Source organism: Blautia sp. HCP3S3_C4 (assembly GCF_052064095.1).
In the GTDB taxonomy this organism is placed as follows: domain Bacteria; phylum Bacillota; class Clostridia; order Lachnospirales; family Lachnospiraceae; genus Blautia_A.
Genome location: NZ_JBQHWF010000004.1, coordinates 236,923 through 249,529, shown reverse-complemented (window position 1 = coordinate 249,529; position 12,607 = coordinate 236,923). Strand labels below are relative to the sequence as shown.

Below are 12,607 nucleotides of genomic sequence, written 5' to 3'. Positions count from 1 at the left end.
GGCGAACTCGCTGTTACCGATGACAAGAACTTAAGCAAACCGGTGACAATTCGTGTGAGCAGTCTGGTGACAGCTCATGAGATCAGTAACAAATACCATCAAAAACTGGCTGCAGTTTGACGAGAAAGGGCAGCTGCTCCAGAATGATGAAGCCTTCCGGCAGCATGTAGTGGATTATGTGGCACAGCTTGCAGCAGATCATGATACAGTTGGCACTGAAAGACAATTTCAGACCACAAGCGGAAGGGCTGTGTATGTATATGGCTCAGCTTATGGATGGAAGATTGATCAGGACAAGGAAGCAGCACAGCTCATGCAGGAAATTCAGTCAGGAACTCAGATAACCAGGGAACCGGTATATTCTATGAGAGCAAATGCACATGGGATTAATGATCTCGGAGATACATATATAGAGGTAGATCTTACAGAGCAGTATATGTGGTATTATCAGAATGGAAATATTATTTTTCAATCAGAAATCGTATCCGGACTGCCAGGTGATCCGGATAGAAAAACACCTCCTGGAATATTCACACTGAATTCAAAGAGCAGTCCGTCTGTGCTGCGAGGTGAAATGACAGCAAATGGAACCTATTCTTATGAACAGCCGGTAACGTACTGGATGCCATTCAATGGAGGAATTGGCTTTCATGATGCAGACTGGCAGCCGTATTTTGGTGGTGACAGATATCTTACAGGTGGTTCTCATGGATGTATCAATCTTCCCCCGGAAAATGCCGGGCAGCTTTATAGTCTTATTCAGTATGATGTCCCGATAATTTGTTTTTACTAATTCTATATTATTCTGCCAGACGGCTTTAATTAATATATTTTCAATCCGCCGGATATTTGTTTTTGGAAAAGAAGACCTCATTTTTAAAGAATTAAAAAATACCTGTGATGTGGGCAAAACTTTTTCAGGATCTTTTAAAAGATTGTGACCGGGAAATATATTCAAATCTGCGATTTTATACATGGAAGAAAACAAAGTAATAGCAAGTCGAATGGCTGTGTATTAAAATTAGGTAATGTAATTGAAGAAAAGATATGATATCATATGGGTAACAAATTGAACTGTGTGTGGAGGTGATGGTCGTGAAGAAAAAAGTGACAATAGTGTTGGTCATTATTAGTATTGTTGCTATAAGTACAATGATTATGTTTTCAACATATAAGTCTTCAGAAGCCTGTCGAAAAGCAAATGCCGCGATACAGTGGGATTGTTCTGTAACCTGTGCGGAAGAGTCAACGCCTGATTCTTATGTAATTACATATTCTGATGCAAAAATTTTATCCAAAACAGGCGTGTTGACGGTTCAGAACAGAAACGATTTTGACATTATTGTGCATCTGCTCTGCGAAGGAAAACAGGAACTCGTATCTGGCAGTATTCCTGCGGGTGGCTGCTATTCTTTTCTGAACGTTACAGATGAAGAACACACGGTAGGTATTCATGCTGATGTTGGTGAAAATACGGATATAAAAGTATTTGTGTATGACGGAAAAGACACCGAATCATATACAAGATAATTGATAAGACGAAGAATATTGAAAAAAATATTCGCAGATATTTTGGGATATGAAGTTCAGAAATGGATAATGGATTTATAAGCGTTAGGAATTCACTCATATGATTTGGATGATCTGGCACAAACACAGAAAACATTCCACTGCCGATAAAAAAGGCAGCTTTTCCCTATATCTACACGCCATAGGTATCGAAAACCTATGGCGTTTTTTATAAAATTTTTTTCTTGAAAGCAAATGGCTGTTTTTCAAGTCTAATAATTATAAGAAGAAAGGGAGGTACTTTATGGATGCTTTAATAACAGAGGCTAAAAATGGAGATAAAGAAGCATTTGTCAGATTAATCCGGATGAATAAGCAGAGCCTGTATAAAACTGCCTGGATTTATCTTCGGGATGAGCAGGATATTGCAGATGCCCTGCAAAATACAATTCTATCCTGCTATGAAAACATACAGAGACTGAGAGAACCGAAGTATTTTAAAACCTGGCTGATGCGGATCCTTATAAATGAGTGCAAGGACATTCTCCGCCAAAAGAACCATGCAGCAGAACTGGATGATTTTGCAGAAGGTGTACATTGTGAAGAACTGAATCTCTGTGAATGGAAACAATTGCTTTTATGCCTGGATGAAGAAAGTAGGAAAATCGTGGAACTCTATTATTTTGATGAGTTTTCAGTTAAGGAAATCAGTGCCCTTCTTGAAATGAACAGCAATACCGTATCAACCAAACTTTCCCGGGCAAGAGCAAAATTAAAAAAGGTGATCAGGAGGTGAGACTATATGAGGGAAATCAGAAGGATTTTAAAAGAAGAAACTGCAATACCGGAAAATATTGATAAAGCCATGGAAGATGTTCTGAGTGGAATTTTAAATTCCCCAGACGAGAAAACAACGGGGGCTTTAAGTAAAAAAACAGATGGAGAAAGAACGAAAAATTCAGGAAATAAGAAAAAAATAATTCGGATTCTTCTTCCAGTAGCTGCTATATTAGGAGTTAGTACTGGTGTACTTGCAACAAATATCGGACGACTGTATAAAGAACTTGAACAACAGGGTGTCGCTGAACAGGAGGCAGCTCAAATGGTTGTCACAGAACCTGAGTCAACTGCAGAAAATGTGGAAAATATTACTTCTTATCCAATAACTCCCGAGGCGGTCGATTGGAACCAGTCCATGTTGACTGTTAAAGAAGCGTATTTTGATGGCGGCGGTTTAAGTTTTGTGGGAGAACCTTCCAATGAGGCAAAGAATTATATGATCACTTGCCGTGATCATGCAACGGTGAATGGAAAAGATGCACTGGCTTCTTTAAATAAAATAGAAGGAGAAGATCTTTATTATGGGCATATTACTTTGTATGATGACGCTTTGATTGAGAAAATATTAAATGAAGATTCTGAAGTAGAACTTTCCATGACTATTCAGGCATATCCTGTTTATGACGGTAAGATTTATTATACCTGGAAAGACGCTGAAGCTTACGAAAAGATTTTTAAAACTGGTTCTTTTACAGATTCAGAAGGAAGGGCTTCTTATGCACTTCCTGCGGAGGACGTTTACAGAGGATATACGCCTCAGACCCTTACGTTAACCCTTCCATTAAAGGATGAAGTAAGGGATATCATTGAAAAATATAGAAAAGAAGGGAAATTGCAGGCTGCTGACACCGGAATAGAACCATCTTCGGGTGAGAGTACGCAGAACACAACAGATTTGGATAGTTCGTCAAATACTACGAGTGTAAATGAAAAATATGATCCGGAGAAAACAATGTTACAGGTAAAGAAAAACTATGTAACAGCTTCTCTGCCAGGAAAATCAGGAACCCTTACAATAGAAGCTGATGTTACCGGGAATACTGATGACGTTTCAAAGGGAGTTCTGAAAAAATGCAATATATCAGAGAAAGATATCTGCTCCTGGTTTGGCGGGAAAGATGGATGGGAAAAATCTGTAACAGATGAAACGGTCTGGGAAAATAAAGAAAAAGGACTGCAGTTATTTATTTCGGATGGGATGATAGAGTGTGATGGATTAAGTGAAAAAGATCTGGGATTTTTAGGCGAGAATACGGAAGATGAGAAATTAAATATTATAAATCAACTGTTTTCCAAAGCTGATTTAGCTGGAACTTCTGTAAGAAAATCAATTAGCGACATGACGGAAGGATATGATTATTACGACACAGAAGTTATGTTGAATGGAATACCGGCAGGTGGACTTTCTCAGTATCATTATCAGGGAAGCACAGGATTTGGTCTCAAGCCTGAAGACTGCTATTTCAAAATACCAATCCCGCTTCAGGTGAAAGAGAAAGAAACAGTTACTATGCTTCCCATGGAAGAAATTATGAAATCGGTGGAACAATATGTAAAAGAAGGAAAAATCGGATTTTTTACGGAAGAGGACACGACGGAGAAAACAGAACCAATCACGATTCCAGTTACGAAAATCTGCCTGAAATATTATATTGATGAAACCGCAGATGGACTTGTTTACAGGCCTGTATGGAGTTTTTGCTGTCCTTACCAATGGAAGGATTCGCCAGAAGAACAGGAATTGTTTTATATAGACGGAGAAACCGGAGCTTTGATCCGGGACGCATTCGGATGGTAGACAATCATAAACAAGATATCTGCAGAGTAGAAAATTATTTACACGCCATAGGTATCGAAAACCTATGGCGCTTTTTATGCCCATTTCTGAAGGAGTACCGGAAATAAAACTGGCAAAAGTAAAAATGAAGAGTATTCATGGTACAGCTTCCATTCCTTATTTTTGCTGATATGAAGCAGGCAGAAAGCCAGGAAGACGATGTATCAATTGAAGGTATGAGAATCCTTTTGGTCGAAGACAATGAATTGAACATGGAAATTGCGGAATTCCTTCTGACAAATGCAGGAGCAGAAATTATAAGGGCTTCAAACGGCAAGGAGGCTGTTGAAGCATTTGCAAAATCAGGTGTTGGTGAGATTAATGTAATTCTGATGGATATTATGATGCCAGTTATGGATGGTCTGGAAGCCACCAGAGAAATACGCACAATGAACAGAAGTGATGCATCTGCTGTTGCGATTATAGCCATGACAGCAAATGCCTTTGCAGAAGACAAGAGTAAAGCGTTGAAAATGAATCTGTATACACCCTTGGTTTCGCAGTCAGATTATCAGGCACATGAAAGCCAGAGTGTTCTTGAGAAACTTTATGGGAATTCACTAAAAAAGTTTGTAACTTCACTTTATCATGGAAAGAAGATCAGCTCGGAAGAAGTCCAGGATCTCAGTGAATTTCTTAAGAACCTGGAGGACAGGGAGGAATAGCGAATTATGGATGTTCTTGTTCTGCACATTCTGAAACTGAATATTATTGCAGCAGTAGTAATTTTACTGGTAAAAGTGCTTGCGACTCTGTTTAAAGGACGTGTATCAGCGAGATGGAAGTACTTTATCTGGCTGTTGATTACGATAAGCCTTTGTGTTCCGGTGCGCCTTCCGGAGAATCTGGCACTGGTGGATTTCAAAGTACTTAGAAGCAGTCAACAGAATACGCAAAACCCGAAGATAACGGATTACGCAGTCAGACCAGAGGAAAGTCAGAAGATAACAGAAACCGTATCATCTGCGAGCAATGACATGAAAAATCTGATAGAAATCCCGGAACAAAAGAGAACTGTCAGGTACGAATCAGATAAATGGCTGGGAATTGTGGCTGTGATTTTTGCTGCTGTCTGGCTGAGCGTAGCGGTACTTAAACTGACAGGAGAATTGCTGGCATATTATTTTTCTATAAGGAATCTGGAACGGATGAGTCTACAGGTAAGTGATACGGTGAGTATTCAGATGTACCGTGCAGCTTGTCAAAAGAAGCACGTACGCAGAATACCGGAACTCAGGCAAAACGCAGGTCTTACCACACCGCTTCTTGCAGGACTTTTACATACAAAATTGTATCTACCAGCAACTGGGTATTCAGCAGAAGAAAGAAAACTTATCTTTTACCATGAACTTACACATTATTGCCATCGGGATCTCTGGTATAAGATGATCCTTCGAATCTGTGCATCGATATACTGGTTCAATCCCTTTCTTCTTATCATGCTGAAAGAAGCGGATAAGGATATTGAAAATCTGTGTGATACAGCGGTTGTTCGCAGAGTTAATAAAAAGGAACATAAATTATATCGACAGCTGCTTCTCAGGACAGTGGCCATGGAAAATAAGATTCCATATGTGACAGCAAGTCTTAATGACAGCGAAATGGTGTTTAAAGATCGGATTCTGTATATGGTGAACATTCGGAAACTCCGCAAAGGAATTCTTCCGGGAATTCTTGTGACGCTGCTACTTGCAGGCGGTAATCTGGTATTTAATGTTTCTGCCGGGACAGATACAGTTTCAGTAGAGACGGAGAAGTCTGGTATTGAAAAAAATGCAGATCCAGAGAAAAATAATGTACCGGATTATGCACCGTTTTCTGAAATGGTAACTATGCAGAAAACTGCTGAAACACAGGACGAAGGAGGAGTGACAGAGAATACAGATACAGAGGATTCTGTAGATGAAGAGGAAAAAGCGGATGCGGAAACAAATGATGAACCTGCCATGGAAAACAGCGGACAGGTAAGTGAAACGACCGATGATGGAATTACCTCTGACAACAACGGGTCTGTTTCATCTTATGAGAGTCTGCCAGCAGGCGTACCATATACCAGTGGATTCAGTACTGCCTCCGGTGTAGCATCAATTGTAGCACCGGATGGAGGAGATGAAGAATCCAGAGTTCTTTACGATAACGGAGATGGGACCTATTCTGATGATTATGGGAGCCGATACAGTTATCAGGGAGATGGAAACTGGGCAGATGCCAATGGAAATTCATATCGTACCTGGAATGACGAAGATTATTATTCCGGAAACCAACTGGAACAGCATGAACTCCAGGGCAGTAACGGTACTGTTAATGTAAAAGAAACAACAAACGGAGATTATTATTATCGTGACGCAGAGGGGGTCGGATACACAGACAATGGTGACGGTACCTGGACGGATGAGAATGGGAACATCTATACAGAATAAAAGAAAGCGTTTTTCAAAACCAAAAGGAATCGAAAAACGCTTTTTCATATATGACATATAAAAAAATGGAATCATAAACGATAGCATATTATTTGCGAATATCTACCAGTCCCTTTTTCAGTATATATTCAGAGAACTCATATGAAGCTCCGTCTCCAGTCATATTCAGATACAAATTTTTGAGGTCGCTTTCATTTACGATCCAGGCCATGTTCAGTTGTACACTTTCGCCTGGTTTTATAGAGGAAATATAGTTTCCACCGTTGCCATAATTTTCAGAGACACTATAATATACCATTTCTCCAGTCTTTGCCACGCCGGTCCAACTAATGTAGTCATAACCATCGCCGGCCTGTTCTGTTGGAATGTAAAGCTGTATTTTTCCATTTTCCTTAGTCAGGGTCAGTAAAGTACCAAGATAAAGCATATGGTCGATTTCCTCATTTGAATGATTGGTATAGGTAACTGTAACATAGACCAGTTTCTGATTTACCTCCTCTGACTTCACAATTTCATCCAGGGAATCAATTCCGTCGCCAGATTTCACATAATTCAATGTGTTTGTAGATAGATTTCCATCAGCATCAATGGCTTCCGCCCATTCTTGTGGTATTTTGTCCGTATCGAGAAGCTGAAGATTATCAGAAATTTGAACAGAATCTACCTTTGCAGAAATCGTTTTTTCCAGATATTCACCATTTGTGTTTTCACCAATCACATCCAGATCAAAGGTGTCACCAATTTGGTAAATGGGTAGTTTTTTCTCATTTACAGAAGTACTTATTTCATCATTATCATCTTCTGTCTTTTCAGATATCATCTCTCCGCTCCATGTAGGTAATCCGGCGGTCTTTACCATAGTCGTGTTTCCCTCAATCACCAGATTTTCTGTAACTTTTATGGCTTCATCCTTTGACACATCATCTCCGATGTAGATCATAAGCACACGATATAAATCCGGGCAGACAAGGTAAATTCTCTGGTTAATAGCCCCGTTTTCGGTAATGCTATTATATTTGAGATATATCCCCTGGTATTTTCCAAATGTACGCTCTTCACTATCAATAACATTCTGATCCTGTACTACCTGTCCCAGATCATTTTTATCCAACAGGACAAATGAAAAACTGAACCCACCAGTCATGTCATGCTCAGGATATTGGAGATGGTACTCGTCAATCCAGCGCATGCCCTCCGGAACATATTTAGCAGACAGATCTACCTCTGGGACCTCATCTGGAAGCACGGTCTTCTTTGCTGCATCACCAGCATCAATTTTGACTGAAACACCATAAGAACCCTGTTTTTCCAAAAACCAGTGATACAGATTTACTCCTGCATATACTGCTGTGGAAACTGCCAGCGCACACGCAGCTGCCACTGCGGCAACTTTCGGAGCTGTCCATCGTTTTCTTCTTCGCAGATTCGCCACTTTATTATCCGCCAGCTGCTTTGCTACCTCATTTTGAATCATATTATGGATAAAATCCGGTGTTTCGGGAATATCATTTTTCATATCTTCTAATCTCATATTGACACCTCCTGTAATTCCTGCCTTAATTTTCCTCTTGCCCTTGCAAGTCTCTTTTGAACAGCACCTTCCGATATTTCAAGGATCTGGGCGATTTCTTTTACACTGAAATCTTCTATGTAGTATAGAATAACGGGTAAACGCAGTTCCTCTTTTAAGGAATTTACAGCTGTATACAATTCACTGTAATTCTTTGTTTTTTCTGATTCCGGTTCCTGTCTGTCAGCCAGATTTTCCAATGGGATAAATTTACTGGATTTACGCACAAGGCTGTAACATTCGTTGATTAAGATACGGATTAACCAGGTTCGGGCATAGTTATCGTTTTTTAATGTACCGACGTTGGAAAAAGCCTTCACAATTGTTTCTTGAATAGCATCTGCACAGTCATGGTCACTAAATAAAATCGTTTTTGCAGTTGAGTATAATTGCCTTTCTGAATCCAGGATCAGAGATCCAAGTTGTTCCTTTGTCATTTAAACACCACCTCTTTTTTTGCCAGCCAGCATTTTCTTTACATCTATTAGACGTGCAGAAATCAAAAATATCCCTAATAATTTATTCTTTTTCTTATAAATGGACAAGTTCGTGATTTTATACAAAAAAAGATGTCTACTTTCAATAGTATTCCATAATGAATGAGATAAAACAAGCTTCTCATGGTGTGTACGTATCACCGGATACGGGACAGATGCGATATACCTTTTGCATTTATGTTGTGGTCAAGCTGTATTTTCTCATGAACTGCATTGCTTTTTCATGATTTAACGGACAGAGAGCCTTTGAAATATATCATAATAGTAAGAACTGGATATACTCCAAGTCGCTTGCAGGAAAACGGTTTTCAAGTGTATACAGTAAAAAAGGATTTACATGAAATAGGAATCATAGCTATGCAGACATCATTCGGACATTCAGTTCCGGTTTATGACATTGAGAGGAAAAATCCGCAGATGCACAGGTTTTGACGCAGAATTATATGATGAACCGTTTTTTAAAACGGATTTCTTTATATATGTACAATGTATACATAAAAAACTGATATGTAATCTGCTTTAGCGATTTTGAGTTGCCTAAATTTGAAAGTTAGGAAAATCTTAATAATTTCGCATGCAATCCATTGTGAATTTAGATGCTGTATTTGTTATACTTAATCGAGTATAAGCAAAAAGGAGAGTTCGGCAGGAATTGAATTATTTGTGCATACATTCTTGGCGATTCATTCCTATTGCAGACATCAGGTAGCATAAAAGAAGTTCAAAATAGAATGAATTGATTATCTGCCGCACGACGGCAAAAGAAAAAAGCAGACAATTTGGAACGGCGGCTTTGATTTCAGAGCCGCCGTTTCTTTGCGTTTACACAAACCTATGATGAATTTTACGGAAATATTGTAGCTAATAGCATTGTTTATGCGTTGAAAATATCTGAAAAATTGATGATAGTAGAAATATAATATTAAAATAAAAAATGATATAAAAAAATGTTTTACTATAGAGGAATATATAGTATAATACAACCATAAGAAGTGATAAAAAAATAACAAGTTGACCTAGCCAAACATAATAAGTTTTACTTTTTTGTTTGGCTTTTTTTATTTGATGGTCATGCTAAGAGTGATTTTGGTGATCCTCAAGGATTTTGGCTCTTAGGGTGCTGCTTCCTGTTTGGACAATGGGAATTTGTATTCTAAAAGCTATCAAAAACAATGAGAAGAAATAAATTGAAATTTGGAAAGGGGGGCACTGCCATGCTGAGAAAGTTGAATTGTTTTTTAAACATCGTTATCGGTTCATTCATAGGAGTTTTCATTGGGTTCGGAATTTATAAGTTTTGGCATTTTAAAACCTATCCAAATCTATATGTCATGCAATCTGCACCGTGGTACACAGAGTTACTGTTGGATGGTGCCTTGGTGGCTGTTGTGGTGGTCGTATGTATTATCCTAAAACTGATTATTTGGAGAAAGTTATAAATTTCTATTTACCTGATTCACGAACAGTTTAATAACAAATTTACATAGTATTTTATCCAAATGGTTAATGAGCTATTTTTATACCACAAAAAGAGAAACGAAATGTCACATAAATTAAAAGCTGAAGGGAAAACGGCCTATCCGTTTTCAGCATTGGCGGATCCGTCTGCTAATAAGTGGTTTACAAATCAAAAAACGTGGTAAGAGTATTTTCATAATTCTGTTCAATTTTGTCTATGTTTTCGAGAATCCTGTTCATGTACAAATGCAACTAAATTAGAGTATAATAAGGGAAACCATTGAAACTGGGTTTCCGTATTGGACATTCCTGTGATGGCAGGAGTGTCCTTTACATATAGCGATAAATTTTGAAGTAGTTTGCATAGAAGTTCATGAGGTAGTTGACGTATGCTTTAAATCTTTTCATTTCGTTTTCCTCCTTTCTTTATCTTACAAGCACATTATAATATCAGAAGACGTATATTACTTGCCAAATGGGAAGAAAAAGTAGACAAAACTTGCAGGAGATTAATTGGAATGTACTGATAAGAGCATCACAGACATTTGCATGGATGCAGGATTTGAGGTCTAAAGGAGAAATAGGATGGCATTTATAATCTGTATAGCAGCACTCATAATCATGATGTTTGTATTTACCAAAATGTTGTTAAGTTTTGGCAATAACAGCAGTGCGGCAGTTGAATCTGTTGATGCGACTGTAGTTGAAAAGAAGCAAGGAATCTATACCCATATGCAGTCTGAAGCACATGTACCTTGGTTTCGCGTTGTATTTGAGATGACAGATGGAAGTTTGATGGAATTTCAAATGCAACAGGGAGATTTTCGTGAATTGGAAAAAGGCGATCAAGGTATGCTGACTTATCAGGGAAATCGGTATATATGTTACCCAAAATATAAATTTAAAAGTGAAGCACAGGAGGAAGAAAAATGTTAAGTGAAAGCATTGCAAAGCTGGTACAGTATGGGATTACAACAGGTCTGACACCAGAATGTGAAAGAAATTACACAACAAATCTTCTGCTGGACGTTTTTCATGAGGATGACTATGAGAAACCGGACAACATTGAGGAACCAGTTAATCTTGAAGCAACATTGGGCGAATTGCTGGACGAAGCCGTAAAAAGAGGACTGATCGAAGACAGTATTGTATACCGGGATCTATTTGATACCAGATTAATGAACTGTCTGATGCCGCGTCCGGGCCAGGTGCAAAAAGAATTCTGGGATAAATATAAAGAAAGCCCAAAGGAAGCGACCGATTATTTTTATAAACTGAGTCAGGACAGCAATTATATCCGCAGATATCGCGTAGAGAAGGATCAAAAGTGGAAGGTAGACAGTCCATACGGTGAGATTGATATTACCATCAATTTGTCCAAACCGGAAAAAGATCCAAAAGCAATTGCCGCGGCAAGGAATGTAAAATCCGGAAGCTATCCGAAATGTCTTCTTTGCCCGGAAAATGAAGGATATGCAGGACGTGTTAATCATCCGGCAAGGCAGAACCACAGGATTATTCCGATCACAATCAATGATACTACTTGGGGATTCCAGTATTCTCCGTATGTGTATTACAATGAGCACTGTATTGTGTTTAACGGCCAGCATACTCCAATGAAAATCGAGAGAAATGCATTCATTAAACTGTTTGATTTTGTAAAACTGTTTCCGCATTATTTCCTTGGATCTAATGCAGATCTGCCGATCGTAGGCGGCTCGATCTTAAGCCATGATCATTTCCAGGGTGGACATTATACATTTGCAATGGCAAAAGCACCAATTGAGCAGCACGTGGTACTTCCGGGATTTGAAGATGTAGAGGCTGGAATTGTAAAATGGCCGTTATCTGTGCTTCGTATTCGTCATAAAGATTCCAATCGCTTGGTGGACCTGGCAACACATGTGCTGGAAGTATGGAGAGGTTATACTGATGAAGCAGCATTTATTTATGCTGAAACCAATGGAGAGCCTCATAATACAATTACACCAATTGCACGTAAAGTAGGGGATACCTACGAATTGGATCTGACATTAAGAAACAACATTACAACAGAAGAACATCCGCTGGGTGTGTATCATCCGCATGCAGAATATCATCATATTAAGAAAGAGAATATCGGCCTGATCGAAGTTATGGGCCTTGCAGTTCTTCCGGCCAGATTAAAAGGAGAGATGGAACTTCTGGAAAAGTATATTCTCGAAGGCAAAGATATTTCTTCAAATGAACAGATTGAGAAACATGCAGAGTGGGTTAAGAAGTTCCTTCCGAAATATCCGGAAATCACAAAAGAAAACATCCATGGCATTCTTCAGAAAGAGATTGGAATCGTATTTACCCATGTTCTGGAAGATGCAGGAGTATACAAATGTACGACCGAGGGAAGAGAAGCATTCATGCGTTTTCTTGAAACATTATAAAAATTGAAATAAAAGGATTCTTTGCAGGAAATGATTACAGGAGTACAGATAAACCA

The 12,607-nt window shown here is 38.7% G+C and carries 10 protein-coding genes and 1 pseudogene; 9 read left to right on the top strand and 2 right to left on the bottom strand.

Going from position 1 to position 12,607, the window contains the following annotated elements; all coding sequences use genetic code 11:
• Positions 1–76: 76 nt before the first annotated feature.
• The 6 genes from ACTNC6_RS06140 to ACTNC6_RS06115 all read left to right on the top strand — a co-directional run bounded on the left by ACTNC6_RS06140 (position 77) and on the right by ACTNC6_RS06115 (position 6,606).
• Positions 77–793 (top strand): L,D-transpeptidase family protein, encoded by a 717-nt coding sequence (locus ACTNC6_RS06140; RefSeq protein WP_441043476.1) that lies wholly within the window; start codon positions 77–79, stop codon positions 791–793.
• A 296-nt stretch (positions 794–1,089) separates the two neighbouring features.
• Positions 1,090–1,530: a hypothetical protein gene (locus tag ACTNC6_RS06135; RefSeq protein WP_441043475.1), complete on the top strand. Its 441-nt coding sequence runs from the start codon at positions 1,090–1,092 to the stop codon at positions 1,528–1,530.
• A gap of 283 nt (positions 1,531–1,813) precedes the next feature.
• Complete coding sequence (locus tag ACTNC6_RS06130) at positions 1,814–2,305, top strand: sigma-70 family RNA polymerase sigma factor (RefSeq protein WP_025577142.1); 492 nt, start codon at positions 1,814–1,816, stop codon at positions 2,303–2,305.
• Positions 2,306–2,311: 6 nt separating this feature from the next.
• Positions 2,312–4,147, top strand: coding sequence for a hypothetical protein (locus ACTNC6_RS06125; RefSeq protein ID WP_441043474.1), 1,836 nt, complete (start codon positions 2,312–2,314; stop codon positions 4,145–4,147).
• 137 nt (positions 4,148–4,284) lie between these two features.
• Positions 4,285–4,851, top strand: a complete 567-nt coding sequence (locus ACTNC6_RS06120) for a response regulator (RefSeq protein WP_441043473.1) — start codon at positions 4,285–4,287, stop codon at positions 4,849–4,851.
• A 6-nt stretch (positions 4,852–4,857) separates the two neighbouring features.
• Positions 4,858–6,606, top strand: a complete 1,749-nt coding sequence (locus tag ACTNC6_RS06115) for a M56 family metallopeptidase (RefSeq protein WP_441043472.1) — start codon at positions 4,858–4,860, stop codon at positions 6,604–6,606.
• A gap of 88 nt (positions 6,607–6,694) precedes the next feature.
• Here the strand turns inward: ACTNC6_RS06115 and ACTNC6_RS06110 are convergent, their stop codons facing one another.
• Together ACTNC6_RS06110 and ACTNC6_RS06105 are read right to left on the bottom strand one after the other, a co-directional pair.
• Positions 6,695–8,137: a hypothetical protein gene (locus ACTNC6_RS06110; RefSeq protein WP_441043471.1), complete on the bottom strand. Its 1,443-nt coding sequence runs from the start codon at positions 8,135–8,137 to the stop codon at positions 6,695–6,697.
• Positions 8,134–8,613, bottom strand: a complete 480-nt coding sequence (locus tag ACTNC6_RS06105) for a sigma-70 family RNA polymerase sigma factor (protein ID WP_019162097.1) — start codon at positions 8,611–8,613, stop codon at positions 8,134–8,136. Before ACTNC6_RS06105 ends, ACTNC6_RS06110 begins: the two co-directional genes overlap by 4 nt.
• 167 nt (positions 8,614–8,780) lie before the next feature.
• On the opposite strand from ACTNC6_RS06105, the pseudogene ACTNC6_RS06100 reads away from it, so the two are divergent.
• The 3 genes and pseudogenes from ACTNC6_RS06100 to galT form a co-directional block, all read left to right on the top strand.
• Positions 8,781–9,078: pseudogene (locus tag ACTNC6_RS06100) on the top strand (type IV toxin-antitoxin system AbiEi family antitoxin domain-containing protein); the annotation flags it as partial.
• 1,638 nt (positions 9,079–10,716) lie between these two features.
• On the top strand, positions 10,717–11,067 hold the full coding sequence (locus tag ACTNC6_RS06095; RefSeq protein WP_441043470.1) for a DUF2500 domain-containing protein: 351 nt from the start codon (positions 10,717–10,719) through the stop codon (positions 11,065–11,067).
• On the top strand, positions 11,061–12,551 hold the full coding sequence (galT, locus tag ACTNC6_RS06090; protein WP_441043469.1) for a UDP-glucose--hexose-1-phosphate uridylyltransferase: 1,491 nt from the start codon (positions 11,061–11,063) through the stop codon (positions 12,549–12,551). Before ACTNC6_RS06095 ends, galT begins: the two co-directional genes overlap by 7 nt.
• The last annotated feature ends 56 nt before the right edge of the window (positions 12,552–12,607 follow it).